This window comes from Tolypothrix sp. VBCCA 56010 (genome assembly GCF_050875635.1).
Taxonomy (GTDB): Bacteria; Cyanobacteriota; Cyanobacteriia; order Cyanobacteriales; family Nostocaceae; genus Hassallia.
In genome coordinates, this window is record NZ_JBPAOH010000039.1 from 26,180 (window position 1) to 52,629 (window position 26,450).

The following is a 26,450-nucleotide window of genomic DNA, read 5'->3' on the forward strand; positions in this document are numbered from 1 at the left end:
TTCCCTTTGTAACTTCCAGTCAAGACCAAACCTTCAAAGTTTTAAGAGGAAGGAAAACATGACACTCAACAGTTCGCTCGAACTCGATAACCGTACAGAAGGGAGAATTTTAGAGGATTTAGAGAAGATTATGCAAGCACTGCAAGATTTCAAAGTGAAGAACCCACAAATTTTTCAGCATCTATGCCAGAGTGCCATTGCTACTGGAGAAATGAGTCTGGGTGATGCTGAAAGTGCATTGGGTTGGGCATTCAACTATGTAGCAGAGGGAGGTGATTAAATGCAACTACATCAGGTATGGGACAGTACCCTTTTAAGCAGCAGCAAATGCTATCAGATAGACGGCGTTTTGTACCGATATTTGTACAAAACCGACTCCATAAAACATCCTCAATATGTGTTCCGTCCCCAGCCAGGACAACGTAAAAGCACGGATTTAAAGCTGAATCGCAACAAGTTAACTACCCGTTGTTACGAAGTCGAGGGAATGACAATAAAAGCCGAAGTTGTTGATAACAACGCCATTCAAATGAAACTGTTTTGAGGTGGAAAGATGACTACTAGCGATGAATTTGTAAACAGCTTGACGGACGATACGAATTGTAAACCTTGCTTGATCTACGAAGTCCATCAACTAAAAAAAGCAGCTTTTATGGATCGCTGCCTAGCTAATATTGCTGCATTGTCCCTAGCGTGTACGGGTGCTTTTGGTATCGGTGCGGTTGGCGCTTACGGACTACATTTGATGGCATCCGGAAGCGGGGAAACTACCAAAGCTGAATATTTTGCCAATGCTACAAAATTTCACACGGGCACTGCAATCTTGTCCTTTTCTGGACTGTTAGGCACTGGCTTTGCCGCTGTGGTGCTTAATGTTGCCTGTGGTTCGGATGATTAATAAGCGATCGCCTCTATCAGAATGCAGTCTTCAAAAAGCGAAAACAACACTTCACACTGATTTTAAAACATGGCTAAATTTTTAGGCTACTACTGCGGAAACTTCCCCAACGAAGACGGACTACTCCAAGAAATGGTTGAGGCTTGGGGAGGAACATTCGAGAAATTGAACAACGCACAACGCTTGTGGATGTTAAGAGCGTTAGCAGAAAACCTCTTTGAAAAAGACCCAAATTCAGAAGCAGACAGTGAACATGACGACGAGATAGAAGAAGTCATCGAACGCTTTGACGAAATCCCTGACAGTTCAAAGCTGGGATTGATAGAAGCACTTGTAGCCCAGCTTAAACGCATCTCATAGCTACAGGATCACTGGGGGAATACCCCCCAGTAAAAACATAGCTTCGGGACGGGAGTTCCGCCCTAACAATCACCAACCCAAAAACTATGTCACGAGCGAATAAATACCAAAAGCAAGCCACCCTCGGCTTAATCGGGCTAGCGTGCATAGCAACTCCATTGTTTATCAAACTGCCTGCCCAATTCCATGCTTTTCATGCGGAGATGCAAATTGAAAACAGCGAACAAATCGAACGTTCCCGCATCGAACAGCGCCGACAAACAGCAGACACCTTAGCACAGGCAGGGGTACTTCCCAACGGGCAAAAGCTGAAAATCAGACGCTATTACGATGACCCAAAGCATGACCCCAAGCCGGAAACCACAGGCTGGTTAGAGGACGAAACCGTGTTTGTCTATGACACCGCAGGTGTTTGCATCGGGCGAATCGAACACCGTCAATGGCGCTGGAAGCATCGCCATAAAAATGCCTGTAGCAATTTACCCGTCATGTAGGGAGAAACAAAAATGGCATTAACCAACAATACTGAATCCTCCTCAGAAAAGCAGCAGTCAGAGAAAAAGAGTGTATCGAATTATGTCGAAGTCGTTGCTACTTGGGTCGTTGATATAATCTCGATTCCCGTGTCCTTCGTCTCCTACATTTTGGGGCAGTTTGTCACTCCCGGTTCCAGCGGGACACGCATTTTGGGAGCGCTGGGCTTCTTTACCGGAACACTGCTCAGTACGGATAGCGTTTGGCAAACACTGTTTCAAGGGACACCTTTGTTTCCTTGGTATGAACGGACGTGGATTGGCTGGATCGGGTGGCTGACCCTTCCGTTTAACTTTCTGTTCTGGATATCCCTTGGCATTTCCGCCCTAATTCAGATTATGGAAGCCCGAACCTTGCGGGGTAAACGTCCAGACCAAGCTAGAAACGAGTTTGAAGCCAGCAAGCAATACACCCTAGGCACAAAACCCCAAGGCAACATCGACCTGACCAAAGCGTTATGGGGAGATTATAAAGTAGCGGGGATGCGGGAACGGCACGCTGGTGGCGCTATCGCTCTATTCTTCTGGGTTTTGGACTTAGCCACCACCTTCGTTAGCCGCAATCCTTTTCGGTACACCAATCCCGGCACAATACTAGCGTGTCTTCTTTATAACCTTACCTCCATGATGGCTGGCGAAATCGGCTTTACCATTTGGAAGCTGACGAAGAAATAAAAGATACCTTTGCCCGGATTTCATACGCAAAGGGTAGCGTTCACTATGTCGAATTTACCGGAAAAAAACGGGGAGGGTACGCACCCTACAGACTAATCGGAGCGTAACGCGACTTTTCAAAGAACAACATAACTTTTTTTAATAAACCCTCCCCATTTTTCAAAGACTAGCTCCATGTTAAGGAGAATCAGTACATGAATATTTACAATCATGAAATAGAACCGCCTGACCATCAACATTGTGTTGTTCAACAATCTCCCTCAAGTGTCCCAATACCGCCTTTGGGTACAAAAGAAACAGCGCGGTTGCGTGAAAACTACCCCGTCATCGAATATCTGGAAGCTGGGAAAATCGCTTCCTGGCTTGTAGAGCGTCAGGATCAACTGTTGATGAGGGCGAAAGAAGAGCGGGTAGGCATGAACCTGTCCAAGCTTCTGACGCTGGCAGGCGGTGCTGTGGGCGCAATCTGTTATGCTACAAGTCCCCTCGCTCCTGTTGGGGCGTTGATCGCCGGCATCGGTTATGTATGGGCAGTAGCATCCGACCTCAATAATTCCCACAGCTTTGCCCCGATTCCTTTTATACGCGGTAATTTCCTAGAGTTTTTATCAGCGATGGGGGACAGTGAGGCACGCGAAAAATGGTTCTCGGATAAAAATGAAATTGTTGACTTGATGAATCACCTGGAACCCTTAGAGCGGTATGAATTCGTCATGATACGGGGATACACCAATATTTTGACTGATTTTCTCCACCAAGTGGAGCCAGGAAAACGATTTTATGCGTATCGGTGGCTACTGGACAACTTCATAAATTTTAAAGGAGGCTTTCCGACCGTTCAGCAGCTACACGAGCATCTTGCTACTGTTACCCCAGATCCCCGCATCAATTATCAGCACGTTGAGATGCTACAGCAACCATTGCCGCAAGTTCTCCAAAGCGTTCCCCAGCCGACATTTATAGAGTTGCCAAAACCAGCTTTCATCGAATTGCCTAAGCCTCCCAACGCTGAATCCGCACCATTGCCGAAAACGCCGACAAGTATTCAGCCTCCAGACATATTGACAATGCTTTCCTTACCTTTACGGGAAAGAGCCATTGCCCTCATTGACGCTCTGAACCGCAGTGGTTTTGACCTGGCGAAGTGTATTAAAGACCAAATCACGATTATATGCGGCAACCAGCGCGGTGGGAAAGGGACGCTGATAGCAATCCTAGCGATCCTCAGTAAAGCACTTGAGCCAGTAACAAAAATTCACTATTTTACTGCTGGAGATGACATTTTCCCCTTTCAATGCGATCGCCTAATTTGTCGCCTAACCTACCCTAAACTGGATGGGGCAGAAGCAGATGCCAAGGTAGCTCTTGAGTTGTACAACTACCTCAAAGAAATGGACAACGCCACGCAGGGAATCTACCAGGACATTATCTTGGTTATTGATGAAGCCGTAGCCTTGTCCGACTACCTAGACGACACCCAGAAGCAGTGGATGATTCGGTTTTTGCTGACTCGCGCTAACAAAAAAGGCGCTCAAATCTTTGTTGTGCTGCACGGAAAGCATTTATCAACTTGGGTGGGTAAAAACACAAACGGCATGGCTGACACCTTTAAATCGGGTGTTTCTTTCATCGGATGCGAAAGCACCAGTATCCCCGTATCAGCCCTGAAGCGGATTTCTGTTGCCACAGGACGCTACTTTTTAGCCGACCCAGATGCCTTTGAGAAGGTCATCAAGGACGGTGAAATTGGGATGATGCCAGGGTGGATGAAAGTGGAAAATCATCCCGTCAACGGACAGCCAGACCCAGCCAGGACGCTGCTCAAATTTTTCCCCGAACTGGTGGAAGACACTTTCCCTGTACAACCAGCCGATAGCCATACGGCAACTACGAAGCAACAACTGGAGAACCTGCTTAAGCTGGAAATTCCCCAGAGCGATCGCCTAACCTCTCCCCAAGAACAAACTACGTCCAGACTTTCCGAAAAAGCCCAAAAGGTAATTCAAGCGGTTAAGGAAATCCTTAACGACAGCCTTAATCACTATACGGCATCACACTTTTTACCCGCAAGGGACATATATCGGCATGATAGAACCTTAAATGCTCAAGAAACAAAGGATGCTATTGATGAGATTGTCCAAGCAAAGATAGGCGAGTCACGCGGTGGCAATGACATCCGTTTGCTAAAAATGTGAAGTTGTCCGGGACAGGGAAAAGTGCTTATCGTGGTATCCCCGATAGACAGGACAGATGTCCCTGAGTCCGGGACATCTTGCCGGACAGCATGTCCCGCCTTGAGGACAGCCTAGTAACACCTAGAGGACACCTGTCCTGGTGTTGTAAACCTTGAACAGCCACCGGACACTATTTCCTATGAACAAATCTGTCTTAATCGCGCTCATTTCTATTAGGAAATATCGAATAAAAAGTATCACGAATTAGGAAAATTTCTGTTTAAATAATTTTTGCGTCACGGACAGATTTCAAATGTTAGTTGAAAAGCCAGAAGACGGGCGATAAGCGGAGCTTTAACTTCGTTATCGCGCCGACGAATAAAAATCGAGGTGAGGCATTGACGACAATGGATAGTCTGAAAAACATAAACCCACACCAGCAAGCTACCTACGAGGGTCATTCTTTACAGTTAGGAGAGTACGTCATCATCCAAACCTACCCACTTTGTAGAAAGTTGGTAATCCGGTGGCGAACGTTTGATTATCGAGAAGCATGGCAGAAAAACGAATTTGAAAATCTCAGCCATGATTATTCCTCCTACGCGGTGAGGCAGTGGCATGAGGGTCAGTTATGGCAAGTTGATGAAAACGGTTGTCCTGACCTGGTTTCCCTAGAACAAAGCTGGGATATTGACCCCGCTTACTTGGCAGCGTCCCGTGACCAAAACACTGATGGTGCAATCGAGATTCACCGATGCAGTTACCCTTACTTCCTGACCTCAAAAACACGTCACAACCGTTATGGTAAGGCGGTTGAATACTGGCAGCCCCTGACTTGTCTATGGTCAGACGCTGGACGCAGCATCACTTGTTGCCCTCACTGCGCTCTCAAGCTCATCGATTTCGATGACGAAGACGAAGTTCAGCCAGTTTGTGCAGTATGTATGACTTGCCAGCATTATCACGGGCGATCGTCTGGTAAAAACTTTCTAAACTGTGGCATTCATCCGACCGACTGTCTGAGGGGGAAAGTTGCCCAGATTTTGAAGATAAGTGACAATGAATCTTCCTTACGAGAGATTTGGTACACAAAATGACATACCCCAAGAGAAAATAACTTCCTTTTGGGGTATGCTTGTAATGTACCAAAAAATAAACAAGGGAATCGATGCCACTCGATTTGGACCCATTGTGTTTGTTGTTTGCTGGAATCCCGTCAGGCAACAGGTTCCTTTTCTTCATGGCGCTGGAAATCCTTTAGGTTTCAGGCTTCCTTTGTGTTTATTTCAACACCAATTAACAGCAAGAGAATAACACGGTCTGTACTACCAGCCCGTAACTCTTATCTGTGCCTATGATCCGCATTCGATCAATTGAGTTCATCATAGCATATGACAAAGCGATGTAAATTCTTCTTGCTGCTGAACAACAATTTTCAAGGAAAGAAAAGATGATTGTTCCAGAGCGCCAAGAACCGACAAATTCCGAACCCGTCAACCCTCAAAACCAACCCCAGATTCAAATCGTCCAGGGAGTCTTACCGGACAGTCTTTTAGGGCAAAAATTCCTCGAATATTTTCATCACCCTTGGCACTTCATTAACGCGCCCACACCCCCAGCCGGAGAGCGCCCCAAATGGACGACAGAAACCCGTTACCCTCTACAGCCCCGCAACCTGTGGAGCCTGTACCAAAACCCTGACCAATTACTAGGATTACGATTCGGCACAGAAACAAATTACCTGCTGCTGGATGCGGATGTCGGCGGTAATAATCACCCAGCTAACAGCTTAGAGAACTTTAAAGCTGTTCTCGCCGCAATGGAAGACATTGGCTTGTGCCGCCCGGTGATCATCCAGTCCAGCTTCAGCACAGGCATCCACATTTATTATTTCTTCAAAAATAAACGTAATTCTTTTTATCTTGCAGTAGCGGTATTTCTCGCCCTGTTGCAAAAGGGAATTAGTATAAAAGACGGGCATCTGGAACAATTCCCCAACACCAAGCCTTACGGCACGGATAAACCGACAGACTTCAAAGCCCATCGTCTTCCCCTCCAGCCAGGGTCTTTCATACTGGATAAGGAATTGCAACCGTACAGCAACAACTTGGAAGATTTCCTCGATGCTGCTGAATGGTCAGCTTCGGGTCAAGATGATGCCGCACTGGATCAAGCCATCGCCCACGCCAAAACCCAAGCCAAGAAACTCTTCCCTAAACCCAAGCCTGGTAAGGGTGCTACCCTGTGGAAGCTCCACTTAGAAGAAATCTTCCAGATGGGTTGGACTGGTTTCCATCAAACCAACCAACTTTTAAAGCATATGGGGTGCTATGGCATTGTGTTTCTTAGCTTGAAAGGCGAAGAACTCGTAGATTTTATGGTTAAAACTTCTCAAGCCGCTCCTGGCTACCGAACTTGGTGCCGCCACCAACACGAAATCCGGCAACGAGCAAGAGACCGCGCCCGAAGCTGTGAGAAATATTATACCCCTTATCCGTCCATTCCCAATCGCCTATGTACTTATCGGCAACAGTTTGGAGATGTTAACAACGTCGTGCCGTTTTGTCCCAACCTTGAACGGCATCAGAAAACGCTTGACCGCATCGCCAAAGTAATTTCGACATTGAAAGAGCAGGGAAATTTTCCAAACAGCGTCGCAGATCGCGCTAAAGCAATTATTGCAGCATCAAAAGCAATATACGGGGTAGGGGGGTCGCAAACAACCCTCCATAAGCCAGAATACCTAGCCTTGTGGCATCCCGCCCATGAGCCAGCAGCAGTAGAAGAGAGTGTAAATGCTCCACTGGTAAAGGTTTCAGACTGCCAAAAACCCGAAAAATATCCTCAATTGCCAGATCCGTGGTTGGAAGATATTGAGCCGCAATCCCTTAGCCAGCAAGCCATTCAGCGCGATAATTCGGCGATTTACACACCCCCCCCTATAATGAAGGTTTTGTATTTGCCGCAGGCAAAAGAAATTGAAAATCAAAAATCTATTTTCAATCAACAACCTGCAACTGATTCTTTAGAAGAAATTAAAAATCAAAAACAATTTATTTCAAATCCAAAATCAACAACTGATAAGCAAAATCAATCTATAGTTTCCGGCGGCGAAATTTTTCAAAACAATAAGCCAGCCTTATCAATGACCGAATTCCCTGTTACCACAATTGAAACGATTCCTGATAGCAGTATTAATAGCGAAATTGCTATCAACGACCCCATAATCGAATCCGACTCGCCAACAGCCATAACCGAAGTTTCTACACAGCTTTCTACACAAGCATCTACCCTTGAGGATTGCCCCAAAGCTGACGTACCAACGATCAAGAGCGAGGTTTCCTCCGACTTGCACACAACTCCTGTAGTTTCTCCACCACCGGAGCCTTTAGCTGATGATTCGCAAGCACCCGTGACCGAGGTTTCTACACAGCTTTCTACACCAACGTCTACTTTTGAGAATTGCCCCAAAGCTGACGTACCAACGATCAAGAGCGAGGCCTTCTCCGACTTGCTCACAAGCGCTGTGGTTTCTCCACCACCGGAACCATTAGCCGATGATTCAGAGGCAGCAGACGATAGCACAAGCTATACCCCGTCAGAATATTGCCAAGCAATAAGGTTGAGACTAAGAGCGCTATCGGAGGCAAAAAAATGGGTGAAATCCTATGGTTTCTTACACAACTTGAAACTAACCCCTGCCGAGCGACAGGAGATGGAGGAGCTTGCCTTGCGAATACTTTTAGCGCAATTAGGTTCACTGCTGCTTTGGCACGAGGCACGAGAATGGTTTGTTGCGAACCTAGACAGATTAAAACGGCGGGGATGGGGAGCGATCGGTAAAACGCTGTTTCCTGATCTGTTTGGGTAGTTTTTCCGCCTCGGCAGCCCTCCAAGCTTCCTCAGCGATGAGGTTCGTATCGACGGGCGAGATGATACTCAGCATGGCAATTGCTCCCCGCACCTGCTCCTGTTCCACCTCCAGATACCGCTGTAACTGCTCCAAGTTTCGATGCCCACTGATTTCCTGGATGACCCTAAGTGGTACATTATTCCTATGCATGATAGTTAATGCGGTGCGCCGACAACTGTGGGTACTAGCGCCCTCGATGTCCGCACGCCTGCATCCTGACCGAAAGATGAGGGACGCATATTCCTCATGCAAATGCCCCCGCCCCCAGCTACCAGGAAACAGGTAGCCATCAGCGGAGGGTTTTGGTTGATACACTTCTAAATATCGCCGCAGGTCATCCATGACTGGGATGGTACGGGTATCAAGTTTACCTTTCGTGTTGCCCTTGCGGATGATCAACTCTGGTCTGACCCGTCTTTTCGTGTCGTAGACATCCCGAATACTCAAGGTGACGGCTTCCCGAACGCGGCAGGCGGTATATAGCATTACCGCGCACAGCGTTCGGTCACGCAGGGTCAACAACCCCTCCGAGAAAAGACGCTGGATTTCTTCCTGGCTCAAGACTTTTGCTTTACCGTGCCGATCAATCTTCACCGTTGCCCTCACACTGACGACAACAGTTCATTATCGCTCAAGTCGGGCTACAGGACAGCACGGCAGAGAGCGGATAACGCCAAAGCCGCCCGTTTCTGTGATACCAGTTGCTGACCGAGCGCTGCTTCCGATGAATCGGTCAGCGTTGTTAGATACCCCGCAGTGCTTAGTCAGATCGCTTCGCTCAACTGGGCCAAAATAAAAATTTCTTAGGATAAGGTTTTGGTTTTGTTGTACCAAATACCTTTTACCCCATTAAGCTAAAAACGCACTCGATAAAAATTTTGGTCTACAAATAATTATGGCAACTAAGAAAAACAGTTCAAACGCTCCTGAAACTCCTGGGATAGATGATAACGAGGAAAAATTTCTAAAAGATCCTCAGTGGGTAGAGAAGGCGCTTAAGAAAGCAACGGTTATTGAATTGAATAAGTATGAGGAAGAGCTTGCTAATCTGCTGATCGAACTTGCTTTCAAAAACTCTGAGTCAAATCCTTCACTACTGGGACATTCTCTTGCCGCTGCTTTTGATCTCTTTGTTGCCGCAGAATATTATAAAAAGATCACTTCTAAGGGATGGCTTTACTGCCCAACCAGTTCACCATTGCTAATTTATCCATTCACTAATACATGCACTCGTTGTATACTAAACGGCGAATTTCACTTTCATAAAGCGAATAAGCCTGGTTCTGGTACCATAGGTGGAATCACGCGAAAGTTGCTAGGAGTCTTTCTAGCTCGTCTTTTTGAACGGAGTGGTCGAAGTCTGACAGTGCTGCGCGGTGCTGAACCAATAGATCTTGTTGTATGGGATAATCAGAACGATATTGTTCTTATGGCTGAAGCGAAGGCTGCTCCACTCACTACTCTTGCTCTAGCAGTTCCATGCGAAATTCAAACTGCCTTGAATGATGATGGCGAAGTGATTAATCTTTCGCATGGACCTCTTGACAATTCATCATTAGAAAAATCTGAGTTTCACCTTCTAATCCCGCAACCTGAAGGAGAAAAATGGAGACTTGAGCTTATATCTTTGGGAGTAAGACCTAGCAAACAAACAGACTTTTGGTCTTATTCTCAAATTCAACGCGTATTTAGCCAAGATGAACAAATGTTCGGACGCTACTTTCAATTTTGGCAGAGAGCCTTCGCCGCATACAGCAGGGGCGAGTGGATTAGGGGGGCTGCCCCAGATTCTGTTTATTGGTTGACTAATGCCTGTGGGCAACCAGTTCCTAGACCAGTAAGCTGGCCTACTAGAAATAGCGGTGAGGGGTTTGAATCAGTTTCCGATGGTAAATCCAGCATGGGAATGGATAGAACAGACGACATTAAGAAAGGTATATATCAAGTTTTAAAGCTTGGCGCGTCAGCGAAACCAAAGAGTAAAGTTACTATAAAGACGGCCCTACTTTCTAATATTCACGCAGTTCGTCACTACGACACCTATCTGAAAGATCTTCAAGATATCGTTTGGACGCAAACCAGCAACAAAGCAGTTAGCAAAGTAGGTCAGTTGCCTCCCGAACAAGACCTGTATAACCTGTTTGATGGTATCATTTCCTTTACAGAAATTTATGCAAGAGACAATTGGATCGCTGAAAATTTTAAATTTTAAGCAAAGGGATAATTTCATAGCTAATCACGTTGCTCGGCGGGTAGGAGTAGATGTACAGCGACGTATTAATGCCTTAAAAATAGGGCAAAAAATGCAAGATTTACCAGAAGACCTTTGGCATGAAAGTTTTCGCTACTACGTTAAGGAAGATCCAAATCGTCGAGGTGGACCAAATCTTAGAATTATTAGGCTCAATCCTGAAAAACCATCGCTAACAGTAACTGGATATATTTTTAACAAGTTCGTTCACCCTTATGAGAACCGCTATATTTCGGTTCGAGAGGCTGCAAGGCTACAAGGTTTTCCTGATAGCTTAAAATTTAAAGGCACGCTTACAAGCACGCAGTTACAAGTTGGTAACGCTGTCCCTGTTCCATTAGCAAATGCAGTATTTCGCCAGGTTGCTCAACACGCAAAAGTTGTCGGGTTCAAGCCAAGCCAAAGTTTAACCGCGATGAGTCTCTTTAGTGGCGCTGGTGGTATGGATATAGGTGCTGATGAAACTGGCCTAATTAGGACGCGAATAGCTATAGATTCTTGGTCAGATGCCTGCGACACTTTACATGGTTACTATAATGGGCACTGCCAAGTGATTCATCAAAATATTGTAGATATCATGAACCCTTTAGAGGTTTGGCAAAAGGAAACCAACGATGACTCAAGACCGGATCTAGTTTTTGGAGGACCACCATGTCAGGCATTTAGTCAGGCGGGTAAGCAGAAAGGTATGAATGATGACCGAGGGCAAATGATTTTTGAGTTTATTCGATTTGTGAATGACTTAAAGCCTGCCTTCTTTGTAATGGAGAATGTTGCAAATTTAAGAGGAGTCAGTAACGGCAACCTTTTTAAAGAGATCATAAAACGTATGGAGTCGCTTGACTATGAAGTCACTACAGGTGTGCTGTTAGCAGCAGACTACGGAACACCACAGTTGCGGCAACGCTTATTCTTCTTGGGGAGCAGACGAGGGCTTAATAAAATCCAGCTACCATACCCTACACACAGCGCGATTCCAGGCATATTCACTAAACCTTACATAACTGTTGGCGAAGCATTCACGGGCCTTCCACCGCTGCCTATAGAGTGAGCTGTTAATAGGGGTGGGATCAGCGAGTCTGTCATTTGCCGCCACTTAACTTTTAAAAGTCTTGCTGTATAAAGCTTCTAGAAAAATCTCCTTTTTACTCGTTGGCGAAGCATTTGGAGAACTTAACGCGTTATAGGTGTCTACGTGCCAAAAAGGTAAAATTAGATACTAACGATGAAAGCTAGTTTCCATAAGCATTTCGGCTAAACTTAATTATTCACTTCACCCGCAAGGGACGCAACGCCAACAAACCGGGGCAGGCGTGGAAGTGGTAATCAAGAATATGCTAGATCAGTTACCAGCAAATTATTCCTCTGATTTGTACGAACAAAAGTGCCGCGTTCTGTACCAGCATATTTATGAATCATATCTTGGGCAGGGGTATGGGATTTACGGGTAGGGGGTACAGGCACGTCCGTTTGCCCAGCGGCCATTAAAAAATCCACGTCTTCTGCGGCGGGTTTCAAGCTTTTTTATTCTGCATTAAGCCTTTCAGTTCAAGGTTTGATTAAACTTTGAAAATGTTGAATCAAACTACTCTGCTGGTATTTACTCGTAGAGTTCAATAGTTCGACTTTCTTTAATTTTTAGTAATCTTCGTAATATGAAAAAACCTGTTAACGATTCAGAAGAATTTGTTTACCAAGTCTGCCATAAATCTTTCCTTTCTCTCTGGAGTTACGCAAACCCTAGAGGCAAGAATTCTAAAGAACTATGTGACATCCTTATTGTTTGCGAACCAGATATTATTATTATCAGTGTTAAAGATATTAAGCTAACCGATAGTGGCAATATTGAAGTAGATTGGCAACGATGGCTTAGGAAAGCTATTGAAGGTTCAGTAGACCAAATTTATGGCGCTGAAAAACGGATTAAATCGACTTCACATGTGATCCGAAGCGATGAAAGCCAAGGCTTACCCTTTCCATTATCAGACGTGCAGCGTATCCATCGTGTTGCTGTCGCTTTGGGTGGAGATGATAAGGTTCCAATTCAATTTGGTGATTTCGGCAAGGGATTTGTTCATGTATTCGATAGGGTTTCTTTTGAAACAATACTAAGAGAACTTGATACAATAACGGATTTTGTGCAATACCTTATTGATAAGGAAAATTTATATTATTCTGGCAAGCATACCGTCTTTGAGGGATATGAAGAAGACCTTTTAGGTTACTACATATTTAATGGACGCTCCTACCCACAGGATTTCGATGTCATTGTTGTGGGAAGCAACATTTGGGATGAGATAATTAAGAAACCAGAATACAAGGAGAAAAGAGAAGCTGATAGAGACAGTTATATATGGGATAGGCTTCTTGAAAATATAATTGAGGATCTCCTGAACAATAATTTAGAATTCGATCCTGATTTAAATCAATCCGAACTTGCGCTGCGTACAATGGCAAGAGAACCCCGATTTGCACGCCGAATATTAGGAAAATACTTTAAAAATTTCATGGATTTGGCTGCTCAACGTAGAATTGAGTCAAGAACCCTAACATCACCGGAATCCAATATAGCTTATGTATTTTTGGCAAAACCGCACGGAGAAAACCGACAATCCCGTGTTAGTGAGTTAGAGGGAAGATGCTTTGTAGTGCGAGGGTTGCAACAGAATTGTAAAACTGTCATTGGTATCGGGACTGAGCAATATGAACCTGGTAAGGGGTTTTCCTTGGATATATTTTATCTGCATCAAGAAACCTGGACAGCCGAAGACCAAAAACAGTTAAAGTATGCCCAGAAAGAATTTGGCTGGTTTGCAAGTCCACAACAAAAATCAATTCATGAGGACGAATATCCAACTAGCTAATCTTGCATGTTGAATTTTTGAGGATTAGTTTTACGAAAGTCCCTAATCCCATTTCTTATTGTCTTAGATGAGCCTCTATTTATAAAGTAGGGTTGAATCTCTTCTTGAGTCAGTACTTTGGCTTTCCCGTGACGGTCAACTTTCACTGCTGCTGTAACATGAATGACAACAGCCTATTATCTCAGAAGTTTTGACACAGGCGGTAATGAGTGACAGTGACGTTGATAGCAAGGCGAAGAGAGTGTGAAAATTTTGAGACAGTTGAGAGCAACGCTACCTTTTGCTTTATGCCCGTCCAACGCTTCCAAGTTGAAACTGATTATCAAGCACCTTATAAAGGCAGCGTAAGCCGTCATCGATAATCACTATGGCGACAGACGTGATTGAATAAAAGCATAGCCCTGATCAAACCTCGGTATCATCCTGCAATTCAATCTGTTAAGTTCATCAACGATGTCAGGACTGTCGAAATCTTTGGAGTTCCGGTTGAGGAAACACGCTGCCGCTGGTGAGCGTTGGCGCAGGTGCGTGATAACTGATGCATAAACCAGGGCATCTTGAGGGCTGAGATCGTAAGGACTCTCACATGCCGCTGCCTCGGTGAGGATATCGGCAGTCAGGGGAATGATTTGTGCAATTTTCAATAGTCGTTCCCGATACTCCACAAACCGCTTTCGTTCTTCCTCATTACTCTGCACCAGTAACAAGGCAATGTCCTGAATACTACGGATACGACTCATGTAAGAAGCTGTGCGTGAAAGTTGCCGCAACTCAGCATCGAGGGCTTGTTGGATTTCTTTGCGGCTTTTGGCTTGACGGCTGAGTTTTTCATGTGGTTCAGCCAGACTATAAGCTGGAATGACCAGTTGACTCTGCCCCGCTTCACAAAGGTGCAAAATTTGTTCGCAGCTAGTAAACTGTTCCTGCCCAAAGGCTAGTTCTAAGACAAAGTTGGTTTCAACGTAAATGTTCACGCAGCAGTCGTATGCTCAAAATTTCCCCCCGTTATAGCATTATATAGCCCTGATTCTATCAGCCATTGCTGCGATGCATCGGTATCTGCAAAGGGTTCTGAAGCATGAATGATTCTCCCAAGCCACGATGCCACAATTAGTTCAAAGCTCTGACCACTGATTTGGTCTTCACCTACCCCAGCCTGTTCAAAATAGGGCTGGAGAATAGGGCGGGCATCAATAATATAGTTGGGTTCGCTCTGATCTAGATGATCATCGGCATCAGTCCATAAGTAGAAGCGATCTGGAAAGACCATCAGGAAATAAGGGGCAATAGGAAAAGTACCGTGGGCGAGGATATTGCGCCGAAGCTGGGCAGCCCACTCTGGCGAGGCATTGCGTTTGGTTTTCACCTCGACAACGAGCATCCGTTGACCACTACGGTCATCAACGGACAAATCCCAGTTACTATCTTCATTAGAAGACATAAATAAAATCTACTTAATTAGGCTGAATTATTCATCATTCTGACGCAGAATACTTTCTTTGAGCCATTACCACAATTGTAAAAAGTTTTAAATATTTTAAAATAAAACGCATTGTCCCAATTAAAACTGTACAAGCTTTTTAGTTATCGTTTTTGGAGAAATCATCCTCTCCCGTTATTTAACGACAGACAGGCAACTCTTGCCAGCGGGTAGTATATCTTGGCGATCGCCTGTCGCACCGCATTTGCCAATCCTGCTTTAGCCCCACAGTGCCGAAAAACACTTGATGCCGTCCGTAATTACGATTGAGCTTGTCCATCGCCGCCATCAGCGTTTCTCGCCGCATATCAGGCGCAGGGGTGAACAAGTCGAATTGACGTTCATCACTTTGAACCAGGTCGAGCAGAAATACCCCCGCCTTTTGGTACTGGAACCCCTGCCGGAAGCCACGTCTTAATGCGGTTTTAGCGGCAGCAACCAGCGCCGGAGTATCGTTGCTAGGGTTCGGTAACTCAAACACTTTCACCGCGCCATATTGCGGTTCTTTGACCCGGAATCGGTTGGTATGAATAAACACCATTACACTTCTCGCGTAACTGCCTTGGGCGCGAAGTTTCTCAGCAGCGCGGCTCATGTACAGGGCAACCGCTTCTTCAAGTTCACCAAGGGCAGTCACAGTCCGGCTAAACGACCGAGACGAGCAAATATTCTTCTTCGGTTGCACATCCTCAAGAGACAGGCAGGGGAACCCCTGCAATTCGCGCAAGGTTCGCTCATACACCACCCCGAATTGCTGGCGGACAATTCGGGCATCCATCTGTGCAAAGTCCCAGGCGGTACTAATACCCAACCGTTTAAGTTTCTCCTCAGTTCTATGACCAATCCCCCAAACATCACCGACGGGCGTTATTTTCAGGTGTTCATCGATGGCGGCTGCACCGTGTAGGACTTTGACACCGTGTTTCGTGTGCTTTTTGGCGTACTCGTTGGCAACTTTCGCTAAAGTCTTCGTTGGTGCGACCCCAACCGATACCGGGATACCTGTATGCTTTTTGACTGTTCGGGTAATTTCTAGGGCGTGGCGGTCGAAACCCAACAAGTCAAATCCCGACAAATCAAGAAACGCTTCATCGATGGAATAAACCTCAAGCGCCGTTGTAAGGAAAGCTAGAACGTTCATCACCCGCCCAGACATATCGCCGTAAAGTTCATAATTCGACGAAAACACCGCGACCCGATGCTTGTCGCAGAAGGGTTTCACCTTAAAGTATGGTTCAGCCATCCCGATACCGAGGGCTTTTGCTTCAGGCGATCGCGCAATCACACAGCCGTCATTATTTGACAGCACGACCACGGGCAAGCCCTGCAAAGCCGGGTTAAACGCCTGCTCACAACTTGCGTAGAAGCTGTTGCAATCGACTAGCGCGAACATAATTATAGTTGGCGGAGGACACTGACTACCACACCCACCGCGACCACTTCCAAGTCATCGGTAATTTCAATCGGTTGATAATCAGCATTTTCCGGCATCAACCACAGTTTTCCCCGCAACCGCGACAAGCGTTTAAGGGTGAATTCGCCACCAACGGACGCAACCACAATTCGCCCTGGTTTCGGTTGCAAACTGCGGTCAACCGCGACTACATCACCATGTAAGATGCCGGCATCTTTCATCGAATCCCCTGCTACTCGCATGAGAAACGTTGCGGCTGGATTTTTTACCAAATGCTGGTTGAGGTCTATTGCATCCTCAAGCCAGTCGTCCGCTGGACTGGGAAAACCTGCTTGGACGCACTCACCGAATAAGGGTAGTTTAATCCCCTGGTCATTAAGTGTGAATTTTATACTAAAAAATGGCTTTGTGGGGTTGTGAGGTGTCTTGAAAGCGGCGGGAAAATCGTAAACATCAAACATCAAACCTCCACAAAAATGCCTTTAAAAAATATCTTTTAGCATACGCAAATGGCATTAAAAAGCAATTGAGTTTCTCTGAGGAACAAAAGGAGTTTACTTTCACTTTTCTAGTTGAAGCTGACAGGAAACAGTTCTCCACTCTGTCCCTTGAGGACTTGAAAGCGGAGGGACGACGCAGACTAGATGCCTCCTAGATTCAAAAAAGCGCCCTCCCCCCACTGATCTATTTCCCAACTTCAATCCAGGCTGTTCATTTTATATTGTCATTGCTGACGATATAAAGTTAACTGCTTTCAATGCTAGCCTCGCTAGTCTGCTCCCGTTGTTTCTTAAGTTGCGATGCTTTCGCCTTATCCTCCTTGCCAGCTTTGAGAAAATTGGGAGCTTTTTCCGTAGGTTCTGTTAGCAGTTTACTGAATTCAAATACATCACGCCCAGGCACGAATTTCGCTAGCACTTCCACAAATGCCGGATGGCCTTGCTCGGATGCCGTCAGTTTAGTATTAAAACGGAATGGTTTGGTATCGCCACGCCACATTAAAGGAATGTGCGATGCTTTAAGATACCTGACCTTCCTATCTTTTTCTATCTGCTTGATGTATGAAAGCCGTTCCTTGGAGAAGTTCTTAAAAACCGAGATACAGGGTGTTGGGCAAACTGGGATGAATTGCCATAACCCACAAAGCTTAAACTCAAAATCTTGAAGCTGCTGGGAAATGCTATTGGTAACGTAACCCCTATCCAAACCAACCAATTGGAATCCGACATGATATGCTTCTTCCCTCTTCGGGAAGTGCGTAATCTTCGGATAAACAATCAGTCGCCTTGGTTCTTCGTTGTCTGACTCAATTTGTGAGCGTAGTTCATCATAGAACTTGCGTCGATGATGAGCGAACAAAAGTGGATATTCTTTGCCTTCAACAACTACAATTCCTCGATTTTCTGTGAACTTGATTTGCCCAACGAGAATACCGATCGCTTGAAAGATTGGCTGATGTTTTGATTTTGACTGTTGAGCGTTGGGTATATCTTGAGCAGTCGATGCGATCGCCTCTGGCTCTGCGCTTAGTGCAATTGCATTTTGCGCTGCCGACTGCTCAATCTTGTTGGTGGGCGTTGCCGAAACCTTTGGCTTATTTACACTAAGGGTATCAACAATACGTAGTTTAGATACCTCTTGAGATGGAGGTGTAACTGCGTTTTCCGCTGTCGTCGGCTGCTTCGTCTTCAACGTGCGCGTAGCTGAGACCTTTGACTCATGTAGATTAGGGGTATCAGCAATAGGCGCTCTTGATAACTCTTGAGATGGAGGGGCAATTGTATTTTTGGCTACCAGTTCCTCTGTCTTCTTTACGCTCGTTGCCGAGACTGTTGACTTCTTCTTACTGGACTTGTGGGCAAGGGGTGCATCCACTACAGGTTCAGATGCTACCTCCTTCACAGGTGGTGGTGGCGCGTCTTCCGCTTTCTTTAAGGGTTTGAGTGCAACGAAGGTTTGCTTGGGCTGGGCTTTCGGTTGCTCCTGTGATGGTAATTTTTTTGCTGCCATTCCAATTTTTTTCTTTCTATTTTACTGAGGGCGCATCCAAAAAAGTCATTTTATTACAGAGTGTCAAACCCTTTGAAGATTGATGATACTGTTCCTCCTATGCCTTGAGAACTCGGCAGGCGAAGTGTCATTTCATATATTTCATTTAATTCATTTATTGCATTTTTAGCCAACTATTGGTAGCCTTGAGAAAAGAAAGGAGGCTTCGATGACCATGCTAGCCCATAGACATTTGCCACCTTCGGCACAGGATGCGGCTATTGCCCGTGCCTCTGGACAGCAGCTTTCTCGTGTTGTGCGGCAGAAAAAGCCGCTGACTCTGCATTTCAAAGATGCAGAACAGGATAAACTGATTGAACTGCCGATTGGTGCCCTTGCCCTATTGATGGATATTCTCGAAGCAATGGCCGCTGGTCGCGGTGTGACAATCATCCCTGAAAATGCCGAACTGACCACGGTACAAGCTGCGGACCTGCTGGGCGTTTCCCGTCCGTTTCTCATCAAGCTCCTTGATGAAGGAACGATTCCACACCGCAAGGTTGGTAAACATCGGCGGATTCGGATGGAAGATGTAATGACTTACAAAACAGCAATTGACCAAGAACGTGCAGCGGTGCTGGAAGAATTGACCTGTGAAGCCCAGGAACAGGGCATGGGCTATACCCGCCAGTGAGCCGCTATACCGCCCTTCTTGATGCAAACACCCTCTATCCAGCACCGATGCGCGATGTGCTGCTGCAACTGGCTGTCACCGATCTTTTCAAGGCCAAATGGACGGCAGATATTCACAGGGAATGGATTGAAGCATTGCTTCGCAACGAACCACACCGAGACAGGGCAAGCCTGGAACGCACACGCGACAAGATGGACAGGGCGACTCGTGATTGCTTGGTGACAGGCTATGAAAGCCTCATCCCCTCGCTAACCCTGCCAGACCCGGATGATCGGCACGTTCTGGCTGCCGCTATTATTGGCAGATGTGATGTTATCGTCACGCAAAACCTGAAAGACTTTCCCCTCACCATTTTGGAACCCTTGGGCATAGAAGCCAAGCATCCAGACGATTTTTTGCTAGACCAATTGGATCTAGCTCCTGGTGTTTTCTGCGGTGCAATTCGTGCCATACGAAAACGTCTTGTGAATCCTCCTTACAGCGTCGAGGACTATCTCGACACGCTAACGCAACAGGGATTGGTTGCAACGGCAGCAGAACTTGAAGCGTTTGCAGAACTCCTTTGACCTACTGTAAACAAATAATCTAAATGAATTGACTGTTTTGTGACGAAACGGTTGTATTTATGGTTGTTGATAATGGAAACATCCTATAATCAAAAAATTTGCTTAGTTTTTGTGACCCTTCCTTTATGCCCGCTAACACTACAGAACTAGAAAAACGCTTATGGGACGCTGCTGATGAACTAAGGGCTAACTCCAAGCTAAAGTCTTCTGAATACTCTGTGCCAGTATTGGGGTTGATTTTTCTTCGCTTTGCGGACTGGAAGTTTACCCAAGCAGAAAAGGCGTTAAAAAACAAGGGGAGTGGGCGCAGGGGCATTACCAAGGCTGATTATCAAGCCAGGGGGGTGATGTATCTGCCGGAGTCAGCGAGATTCTCTCGGTTGATCAACTTACCGGAAGGGGCAGATATTGGTAAGGAAATTAACGAGGCGATGCGGGCAATTGAGGCAGAAAATGAGGAACTGAAGAACATTCTGCCGAGAAATTATAACTATTTTGAAAACACCTTGTTGGTCGAACTGCTCAAAAAGTTTAACCAAATCGATATTGATACCGATTTATCAGGGGATGCGTTCGGGAAAATCTACGAATATTTCCTCGGTAAGTTTGCTATGACCGAGGGGCAGAAGGGGGGAGAATTCATTACCCCCCCCTCTCCGCACACCCTATTATCATTCTCATAGAGGGTATTTTGAGTATTTTTACTGATTGACAAAAGGCACTTTATCATAACATATCACGTATGATCCCGGCTGAACCCCACCAATGCCCTCTGGGAAATATGGAGGTTTAAAACAATACCTTCGCCAATTTTTTAGAACGCCCGCAGAATGCGGGTTTCGGGCTATGGGTTTAAACCCTAATTCAAAAGCGTGAAACCCTTACCGTCTGAGGAATTTAGCTTTTTTTATCTAGCCCTAACCCTCTAAATTTTGGCGAAGATATTGTTAAAAAAATTCCTGATAAATTTTTGGACTTTTGCGGAATCTTTTGATGTCTTCCTGTATTCTATTCATGGGTGTAAGTTTTTGAGTTGAGTACTTTGTGTTGGAATCTCAGTTTCGATGAGGGTCAGTAACTGAGATAAAACGCATTGCACCCCCAACTGCTAGTTGCGCCCCCCAGAGGTTTCAAAAATGAGACATTAGGAAAATCTAGTATGACAGCCCAAAGCTTATCTGTAGGTGAAGCTATCCGATTCGGATTTGATAAATGGCGCAAAAATCTTGTTTTCTTTCTAATATTGTCACTATTTTTGATATCTTTTAACTTTTTGTTATTAGGATTGATTAATTTACAAGGAATCCTTTCACTTGCAGGAGGTAAAGTTCCTTCAGAATTATTTAACTATTTTAATAACTTTATTCGCAGTACTTCTTTTGGATTACAGTTACTGCTTGGATCTGTAATATTTGTAAATGCTTTGACAAATCGCAGAAACATTTATTTTTTTGTGGGAATTTTAATAGTCTTAGTAACCTTATTTATTCCACCATTTCAAATCTCGATAATTGAATTGTTAAGTAAGGTATTTGGCCTTCCAGTTGAGGCATTTAACAGCCCAATTATAGGAAAAGCATCCCCATCCCAAGTTAAATTCACTATTAGTATTGCTAATTACTTAGCCCAGATAGTACTAGGCATCGGAACGACTAGAATTGGGCTGAAGTTATGTGATAATGGTCGATTCAAGGTTTCTGACCTTTTCTCGGATTTAAATCTTTTTTTAGAATTTTTATTTGCTTTTATTGTTTATTTTGTATTACTTGTACTTGGTTATCTATTTTTCATAATACCTGGAATTTTATTGACTATAAGGTTGCAATTTTATAGTTATTTTATTCTTGATAGAAGGCTAAGTCCAATTGAGGCTATTAAAAAAAGTTTTGCAGTAACTAAGAATTTTGAACCAGAACTCATCTTACTCTTATTATTGATTAATTTATTATCGGTAATCGTATCTCTGATAAGTTCTATCGTTATAATACCATCCTCCTTCACAGGCGAAGTTAGTTTATTGTCTTTTTCGGTCATTTATTTACTGCCTATCATAACTACTTTTATTACCACTCCATTACAAATAGCTTCTTATGCTTTCGTTTATCACAAATTAACTGCTTCTGGAGAAACTATAAGGCAATCTCAAGCTCTATTGCGTAGTTCAGCATTTGGAAGAGCATCTTTAACGATTTTCTTAGTGATTATCTATCCTTTTGTTTTAATATTTGAGTTATATATTGTTTTGTTTATTATCGGTCTGACTAGCCGTACTAATCTGCTCACTCTTCTAACATCATTCCCGACATCTTTATCCACAAATCCATTTTTATCATCTTTTCTTATCTTCTTGCTTTCAGCACTGATATTACCGATGGTATTAATTATCTTTTTTATACCATCTTTATCTATGATTGGAATTGGACTGGGAATTAATGGAGTATTGCAAAAAAATTCCAGAAGGGTATCCGCGCTTGTAGGGTTGTTGCTTAATTCAATTGCTCTTATCTATACCCTCATATTGATTATTCAATTCACGCTCGTTTCTTCTTATACTTCTCGTTCTATTAGCAAACTTGAGGAAGGAAGAAGTTTAGCAACACAGGGGAGAATAAAGGAAGCGGTCGCCGTTTATAAAGAGGCAGAAAAAAGCAATCCAGCCATAGTCTCTGCTTTGTCTTGGAACGAACTCTGTTGGTCGGGTAGCCTGCATAATCATCCATCTGATGTGATATTTGCCTGTGATAAAGCAGTGATATTTGCACCTGGCAATCCACAGTATTTAGATAGTCGCGGTCTGGCTAGGGCACTAACTGGGGATACTCAAGGGGCGATTGAGGACTTCCAGGCATTTGTGGATGGGAATAACGGCAGTCCCAAGGAAAAATTGCAACGACAAGCTTGGATAGATGCTCTCCGTGCTGGAAAAAATCCCTTTACACCTGAAGAACTGGAAAGCTTACGTAATCAATCAGACAATCTACCTTTTTAAAGAATCTGGCTTCAAAGTTGGCTGATGAATGAGGGAATTTTTTTGGCATTTCTCTAGTTCAGCTCTTCTATATTCCATGCCAAAACCGAATCCAAGTATCAAAACAATAACCGCAATAATTGTTCGTTTAAGACTGCGCTTTTGCTGTTCTTTGATACGAATATTTTCTTGTTCAGCTGCTGTCATAAAATTAACATAATCTAGCTCCTTCTTTTTACGAATAGGTTTGACGAGATAATCATGAATTAGTTGATAGTGACCTCCTAAAGACCCTTTAAAAAAAAAGACTAAACCTGAACCTGCAAAAATATCTAAAATAAATTTTAATTGTTCTACTCTAAGTTGCAATAAAGTTGCTAATTCTTTTTCAGTTCTTAAGGGTCGAGTATCTTGATCATTGTCTATTAATAAAGACAAAATTTTCCAAGCGATTTGTCTGTTTTCTGATTTTTCTGAACCACAATCAGCGACAACTGCTTCTAAATATCGCTCTACCAGTTTTTCCTTGGGGCCTTTTTTGTCATACTCTGCCCATTGCGTAATTTTCTCTGCTTCTAGTTGCGCTCCCACGACCTGCAATTCAATGGGGCGGATCTCCCCTAATTCCCTTCCTAAATCTTGAACTACAGCATTAACTAAATCATCCTCTAGGTGAAATTTAGAGCGTTCAGTTAAGCTATGAATAACTTCTTTGGCTTCTTCTTCAGAAAAGTTGCCCAAGTAGTAGAGGATATCCTCATTATTTATATCAACTTTAGTTAGAGTCGTTGTCCGCTTAAAATGTAATAAGTGGTAAAGATAATCCTCTCGTAGAGATAGAATCACCTTCAAATAAGGAATTCCTTCTAAACATAGACGCAAAAAATCATACAACTCTCGCCGACTGGCTGGTTGTTCATTATCACAGAAAAACTGCTCAAACTGGTCAAAAATTAGCACGACATACATTCGATGCTTTTCCATTGAGCGCAATTGTTCTGTAAGGACTTGAATATTGCTTAATTGATTGATGGGCTGGTTTAATGCTTGAGATAATTGATTACTTACTGTTTCCATCCAATCAGTATAAACTTGCATGAGAACTGGGAAATATTCCCAGCCTTCAAAAGAAGTTAGTTGTAGCGCTGGCACTAAACCTGCTTGTAATAGAGAACTTTTTCCTACTCCTGACGGCCCGTAAATTACCGTTAGTTTGTGTTTAGGCTGCTTGATACGTTCAAGGAGTTCTTTAACATCCTTCTGCCGTCCGGAAGCCTTGGCAATCATCTCTGCTATTTCTGCTTGCTGTTCCGCCGTTATTTGGGATAGGTTACTTCCTTGGAATGTTGGCTGCAATCGTGCTGCTCCAATAAATGCTTGCAACCCGTACTTGCTTTTAATTTCTCTTTGTTCTAATTTCAGTTTAAAGGCTGTTAAATATTGCCCTTGAGAAAAATATAGCGAACGCAACTCGTCTAGGATGTTTAAGTAAAAAGTGGGGTTGCCTTGGGGCTGAGTTTTTTCTTTAGCTTTTTCTAAATTACTGATGGCATTTTGAATTTCCCCTAGCTGTTGCTGCGACTGGGCTAAAATCCAGTAGTACAAACCTATATTTGGAGAAGAAAATTGAGGATTATCGTCTAAAAATTTTAATGCTTGTTGCGCCCGTTGATTCGCTTCGTCCCAACGGCAATTCTTGAGAGCAACTTCTGCTAGAAGACCGTAGTCATGAGCTAGCTGAGTTAGTTCGCCATGGGTTTCATGTAGCCTGAGTGCTTTTTGTGCCAATATATAAACAGCATCCCAAGCTTCCAAATCTCGGAGAATCTGGCTGAGTTTGCCAATATGTTTGGCAACTAAATCTAGACGTTGGCTCTGCTCAAAAATATCTAAACCTTGTTGAATAGAATTCCTACTTTCCTGCCAATTTTCTTTACCACGGCGGTAATGAGCTAATCCGAGATATAAAAACAGGACACCCTGTCGATAAACATCATGACTTTGCTGCCAAAAATCCAAGCTTTGCTGATAAAGGTTTAGGGCAGAATCTATTCGGTTATTGTTGTAATCAATCCAACCTAGCAGAAAAGCTAAACTCGCTTTGAGTTTTGCGTCTAATTAAAATTTACGACTTTCTAAATCATTTTGAGCAGCTTGGATTTAAGCACTATCTAAGGTAAAGTTGGGGTCTTCAGCAAAGGCTTGTTCTGCTTTTTGACACAAGAAATCATCCAACTGCTCATTATTTAGCGTAAATTGAATTGGTGGACTTGCCCAATTCTTAAAATCAGGAGCTATCCTCACTAGCTTTTTTAAGATTACATCCGTTACCCACAACACTACCGGAAAGCCAAAACTAGAAAACTGATCTCGTACCTTATTGGTAGCAGAGAGCAGTTTATCTAAATCCTCCACAGACTCTAAACCTAAAACCATCAAGGCATTGATTGGCTCCTCGCCAAAATAATTGAGGATAGTAGTATAAAGATCCTGGGAAGAGCCTTCTAAATGTAGCTCTTGAATTTCGACCTCGCTGCGTTGATGCAGCTGTTGCTGCATCTGCTCTCGCAAACTGCTATAATTGCAGTGCGCCAAAATTAGAGAAAATCTTCTCTGCGATAATTTAATTGCCCTTACTAGAGTTTTCAGTGAGCGTTCGTTATCATCTGCAATCGCTTCTAATCTATTTGATTCAACCATGATTGCAACTCAACTTGCTTTTTTAGTCAAAATTAAGAATTTTGCTGCTTCCATAACTTATATTTTTCCGTTTCAATTAAAAGCGGATTTAAACCAAACCATTTCCCTTGTTCATCTTGATATTCAAAAACAAACAGACTTCGCAATAGAGTTTGAAATTCTAAATCTCCCTTAACATTTGGTTCTTTTGGCTCTTTCGCTACTTCAAACAGCAAATCCCACTCAGAATTATCGATGGCTAACAGTAAACTATCGCGTTCTGTCTGAATTGCTCTTTCTAGGACACGGTAAGAAATAGGTGGATCTTCTTCCATCAGACAACCATAAAGCATTCCCAACAAATTACGCACATGACCGCCACTGATACAGCACAATCGGTCTAACGTTTCTAAGCTGTCAAAAACCTCTGTTACAAAAGCAAGTTGCTCTTTTGATGGGACATCTGGGAAGGCTCTAGCTAGTACCATTTGTCGTAGTAGGTCGATGCCGTCGCTATGTGTTCTACCATTTCTTAATTGCACAGGTACCATTGGTAATACAATTGGGCTTGTACCTCCACCTAAGCGAAGTCGCAGCATTTGCTGCTCGTTAGAAAAAGTTAAAGACAGGGGAAGAGTGTAAATCACATGGCAATTAATTTGTTTTAACTGCTCTCCTCTGTCAACAAAGATATATTTGGGAAGTGATTCGTTTGAAAATGACGGTATTTTATTTTCTATCCGATCCAAATTATCTACAATCACCACTAACCCTTTTTGCCCATGCTGCTTTAGCTGCTGTGTGGCAACTTTCAGAATTTCTTCATTGAGCAGATTCAAAATCTTCGTGGTTTGCGGTTCCATGTATTGTCTTAACCGAGATCGTAGTTGTTGGCTATTTTTGGTTTTCGCTGTAATCTCTCCAATTGGTAAGGAAAATTTGAATTGTTCTATTTCTACTGGTGTTTGTAAAAATTCTCCAATTTCTTTTAG

General features: G+C 43.9%; 25 protein-coding genes. 16 read left to right on the forward strand and 9 right to left on the reverse strand.

All coding sequences use genetic code 11. The annotated features are described in order from the left end of the window. Positions 1-58 precede the first annotated feature (58 nt). The 9 genes from AABK37_RS15635 to AABK37_RS15675 all read left to right on the forward strand — a co-directional run bounded on the left by AABK37_RS15635 (position 59) and on the right by AABK37_RS15675 (position 8,511). Positions 59-280, forward strand: coding sequence for a hypothetical protein (locus AABK37_RS15635; protein WP_432552479.1), 222 nt, complete (start codon positions 59-61; stop codon positions 278-280). Then, positions 281-544: a hypothetical protein gene (locus AABK37_RS15640; RefSeq protein WP_432552480.1), complete on the forward strand. Its 264-nt coding sequence runs from the start codon at positions 281-283 to the stop codon at positions 542-544. 9 nt (positions 545-553) lie between these two features. After that, positions 554-898, forward strand: a complete 345-nt coding sequence (locus AABK37_RS15645; protein ID WP_432552481.1) for a hypothetical protein — start codon at positions 554-556, stop codon at positions 896-898. A gap of 69 nt (positions 899-967) precedes the next feature. Beyond that, positions 968-1,258 (forward strand): hypothetical protein, encoded by a 291-nt coding sequence (locus AABK37_RS15650; protein ID WP_432552482.1) that lies wholly within the window; start codon positions 968-970, stop codon positions 1,256-1,258. 86 nt (positions 1,259-1,344) lie between these two features. Beyond that, positions 1,345-1,752, forward strand: coding sequence for a hypothetical protein (locus AABK37_RS15655; RefSeq protein WP_432552483.1), 408 nt, complete (start codon positions 1,345-1,347; stop codon positions 1,750-1,752). Between the two features lie 12 nt (positions 1,753-1,764). After that, positions 1,765-2,466 (forward strand): hypothetical protein, encoded by a 702-nt coding sequence (locus AABK37_RS15660; RefSeq protein WP_432552484.1) that lies wholly within the window; start codon positions 1,765-1,767, stop codon positions 2,464-2,466. A 194-nt stretch (positions 2,467-2,660) separates the two neighbouring features. Continuing rightward, positions 2,661-4,661 carry a hypothetical protein gene (locus tag AABK37_RS15665; RefSeq protein ID WP_432552485.1) on the forward strand — a complete coding sequence of 667 codons (2,001 nt, stop codon included), beginning with the start codon at positions 2,661-2,663 and terminating at the stop codon, positions 4,659-4,661. Positions 4,662-5,047: 386 nt separating this feature from the next. Beyond that, positions 5,048-5,737 (forward strand): hypothetical protein, encoded by a 690-nt coding sequence (locus AABK37_RS15670; RefSeq protein ID WP_432552486.1) that lies wholly within the window; start codon positions 5,048-5,050, stop codon positions 5,735-5,737. A 353-nt stretch (positions 5,738-6,090) separates the two neighbouring features. Next, on the forward strand, positions 6,091-8,511 hold the full coding sequence (locus tag AABK37_RS15675) for a hypothetical protein (protein WP_432552487.1): 2,421 nt from the start codon (positions 6,091-6,093) through the stop codon (positions 8,509-8,511). Here the strand turns inward: AABK37_RS15675 and AABK37_RS15680 are convergent. Beyond that, positions 8,452-9,147, reverse strand: a complete 696-nt coding sequence (locus AABK37_RS15680) for a tyrosine-type recombinase/integrase (RefSeq protein ID WP_432552488.1) — start codon at positions 9,145-9,147, stop codon at positions 8,452-8,454. The genes AABK37_RS15675 and AABK37_RS15680 overlap by 60 nt on opposite strands. 301 nt (positions 9,148-9,448) lie before the next feature. Here AABK37_RS15680 and AABK37_RS15685 point away from each other — a divergent pair, with 301 nt between their 5' ends. The 3 genes from AABK37_RS15685 to AABK37_RS15695 all read left to right on the forward strand — a co-directional run bounded on the left by AABK37_RS15685 (position 9,449) and on the right by AABK37_RS15695 (position 13,668). Continuing rightward, positions 9,449-10,765: a hypothetical protein gene (locus tag AABK37_RS15685; RefSeq protein ID WP_432552489.1), complete on the forward strand. Its 1,317-nt coding sequence runs from the start codon at positions 9,449-9,451 to the stop codon at positions 10,763-10,765. Continuing rightward, positions 10,725-11,855, forward strand: coding sequence for a DNA (cytosine-5-)-methyltransferase (dcm, locus tag AABK37_RS15690; RefSeq protein ID WP_432552490.1), 1,131 nt, complete (start codon positions 10,725-10,727; stop codon positions 11,853-11,855). The genes AABK37_RS15685 and dcm overlap by 41 nt, the downstream gene beginning before the upstream one ends. Positions 11,856-12,459: 604 nt before the next feature. Then, complete coding sequence (locus AABK37_RS15695) at positions 12,460-13,668, forward strand: hypothetical protein (protein WP_432552491.1); 1,209 nt, start codon at positions 12,460-12,462, stop codon at positions 13,666-13,668. 365 nt (positions 13,669-14,033) lie between these two features. On the opposite strand, the gene AABK37_RS15700 is transcribed toward AABK37_RS15695, so the two are convergent. From AABK37_RS15700 to AABK37_RS15720, 5 genes are all read right to left on the reverse strand, one after another. After that, positions 14,034-14,642 carry a PIN domain-containing protein gene (locus AABK37_RS15700; RefSeq protein ID WP_432552492.1) on the reverse strand — a complete coding sequence of 203 codons (609 nt, stop codon included), beginning with the start codon at positions 14,640-14,642 and terminating at the stop codon, positions 14,034-14,036. Continuing rightward, the gene (locus AABK37_RS15705) at positions 14,639-15,109 is read right to left on the reverse strand and encodes a hypothetical protein (RefSeq protein ID WP_432552493.1); all 471 of its coding nucleotides are present in this window, start codon (positions 15,107-15,109) and stop codon (positions 14,639-14,641) included. Before AABK37_RS15705 ends, AABK37_RS15700 begins: the two co-directional genes overlap by 4 nt. A gap of 178 nt (positions 15,110-15,287) precedes the next feature. Further along, positions 15,288-16,541: a Y-family DNA polymerase gene (locus AABK37_RS15710; protein ID WP_432552494.1), complete on the reverse strand. Its 1,254-nt coding sequence runs from the start codon at positions 16,539-16,541 to the stop codon at positions 15,288-15,290. 2 nt (positions 16,542-16,543) lie between these two features. After that, a complete protein-coding gene (locus AABK37_RS15715) occupies positions 16,544-17,023 on the reverse strand; it encodes a LexA family protein (protein WP_432552495.1) in 480 nt (159 codons plus the stop codon). Between the two features lie 283 nt (positions 17,024-17,306). Continuing rightward, positions 17,307-18,572: a hypothetical protein gene (locus AABK37_RS15720; RefSeq protein WP_432552496.1), complete on the reverse strand. Its 1,266-nt coding sequence runs from the start codon at positions 18,570-18,572 to the stop codon at positions 17,307-17,309. 208 nt (positions 18,573-18,780) lie between these two features. Between AABK37_RS15720 and AABK37_RS15725 the strand changes: the two genes are divergently transcribed. The 4 genes from AABK37_RS15725 to AABK37_RS15740 all read left to right on the forward strand — a co-directional run bounded on the left by AABK37_RS15725 (position 18,781) and on the right by AABK37_RS15740 (position 22,800). Then, entirely contained in the window at positions 18,781-19,245 is a 465-nt protein-coding gene (locus AABK37_RS15725) for a helix-turn-helix domain-containing protein (RefSeq protein WP_432552497.1), read from the forward strand. Beyond that, positions 19,242-19,811 carry a PIN domain-containing protein gene (locus AABK37_RS15730; protein ID WP_432552498.1) on the forward strand — a complete coding sequence of 190 codons (570 nt, stop codon included), beginning with the start codon at positions 19,242-19,244 and terminating at the stop codon, positions 19,809-19,811. The genes AABK37_RS15725 and AABK37_RS15730 overlap by 4 nt, the downstream gene beginning before the upstream one ends. Before the next feature lie 125 nt (positions 19,812-19,936). After that, positions 19,937-20,494 (forward strand): type I restriction-modification system subunit M N-terminal domain-containing protein, encoded by a 558-nt coding sequence (locus AABK37_RS15735; RefSeq protein WP_432552499.1) that lies wholly within the window; start codon positions 19,937-19,939, stop codon positions 20,492-20,494. A 476-nt stretch (positions 20,495-20,970) separates the two neighbouring features. Then, on the forward strand, positions 20,971-22,800 hold the full coding sequence (locus AABK37_RS15740; protein WP_432552500.1) for a tetratricopeptide repeat protein: 1,830 nt from the start codon (positions 20,971-20,973) through the stop codon (positions 22,798-22,800). On the opposite strand, the gene AABK37_RS15745 is transcribed toward AABK37_RS15740, so the two are convergent. From AABK37_RS15745 to AABK37_RS15755, 3 genes are all read right to left on the reverse strand, one after another. Continuing rightward, positions 22,789-24,798: an nSTAND1 domain-containing NTPase gene (locus AABK37_RS15745; protein ID WP_432552501.1), complete on the reverse strand. Its 2,010-nt coding sequence runs from the start codon at positions 24,796-24,798 to the stop codon at positions 22,789-22,791. The genes AABK37_RS15740 and AABK37_RS15745 overlap by 12 nt on opposite strands. A 141-nt stretch (positions 24,799-24,939) precedes the next feature. Further along, positions 24,940-25,479: a hypothetical protein gene (locus tag AABK37_RS15750; RefSeq protein ID WP_432552502.1), complete on the reverse strand. Its 540-nt coding sequence runs from the start codon at positions 25,477-25,479 to the stop codon at positions 24,940-24,942. 32 nt (positions 25,480-25,511) lie between these two features. After that, on the reverse strand, positions 25,512-26,450 hold a 939-nt coding region (locus tag AABK37_RS15755; RefSeq protein ID WP_432552503.1), incomplete at its 5' end, for an ATP-binding protein.

Coding starts and splice junctions, on each gene's coding strand:
- AABK37_RS15695 (WP_432552491.1), top strand. CDS start 12,460: ATGAAAAAACCTGTTAACGATTCAGAAGAATTTGTTTACCAAGTCTGC.
- AABK37_RS15715 (WP_432552495.1), bottom strand. CDS start 17,023: ATGTTTGATGTTTACGATTTTCCCGCCGCTTTCAAGACACCTCACAAC.
- AABK37_RS15705 (WP_432552493.1), bottom strand. CDS start 15,109: ATGTCTTCTAATGAAGATAGTAACTGGGATTTGTCCGTTGATGACCGT.
- AABK37_RS15675 (WP_432552487.1), top strand. CDS start 6,091: ATGATTGTTCCAGAGCGCCAAGAACCGACAAATTCCGAACCCGTCAAC.
- AABK37_RS15650 (WP_432552482.1), top strand. CDS start 968: ATGGCTAAATTTTTAGGCTACTACTGCGGAAACTTCCCCAACGAAGAC.
- AABK37_RS15740 (WP_432552500.1), top strand. CDS start 20,971: ATGACAGCCCAAAGCTTATCTGTAGGTGAAGCTATCCGATTCGGATTT.
- AABK37_RS15660 (WP_432552484.1), top strand. CDS start 1,765: ATGGCATTAACCAACAATACTGAATCCTCCTCAGAAAAGCAGCAGTCA.
- AABK37_RS15655 (WP_432552483.1), top strand. CDS start 1,345: ATGTCACGAGCGAATAAATACCAAAAGCAAGCCACCCTCGGCTTAATC.
- AABK37_RS15720 (WP_432552496.1), bottom strand. CDS start 18,572: ATGGCAGCAAAAAAATTACCATCACAGGAGCAACCGAAAGCCCAGCCC.
- AABK37_RS15640 (WP_432552480.1), top strand. CDS start 281: ATGCAACTACATCAGGTATGGGACAGTACCCTTTTAAGCAGCAGCAAA.
- AABK37_RS15710 (WP_432552494.1), bottom strand. CDS start 16,541: ATGTTCGCGCTAGTCGATTGCAACAGCTTCTACGCAAGTTGTGAGCAG.
- AABK37_RS15665 (WP_432552485.1), top strand. CDS start 2,661: ATGAATATTTACAATCATGAAATAGAACCGCCTGACCATCAACATTGT.
- AABK37_RS15670 (WP_432552486.1), top strand. CDS start 5,048: ATGGATAGTCTGAAAAACATAAACCCACACCAGCAAGCTACCTACGAG.
- AABK37_RS15725 (WP_432552497.1), top strand. CDS start 18,781: ATGACCATGCTAGCCCATAGACATTTGCCACCTTCGGCACAGGATGCG.
- AABK37_RS15645 (WP_432552481.1), top strand. CDS start 554: ATGACTACTAGCGATGAATTTGTAAACAGCTTGACGGACGATACGAAT.
- AABK37_RS15685 (WP_432552489.1), top strand. CDS start 9,449: ATGGCAACTAAGAAAAACAGTTCAAACGCTCCTGAAACTCCTGGGATA.
- AABK37_RS15750 (WP_432552502.1), bottom strand. CDS start 25,479: ATGGTTGAATCAAATAGATTAGAAGCGATTGCAGATGATAACGAACGC.
- AABK37_RS15735 (WP_432552499.1), top strand. CDS start 19,937: ATGCCCGCTAACACTACAGAACTAGAAAAACGCTTATGGGACGCTGCT.
- dcm (WP_432552490.1), top strand. CDS start 10,725: ATGCAAGAGACAATTGGATCGCTGAAAATTTTAAATTTTAAGCAAAGG.
- AABK37_RS15635 (WP_432552479.1), top strand. CDS start 59: ATGACACTCAACAGTTCGCTCGAACTCGATAACCGTACAGAAGGGAGA.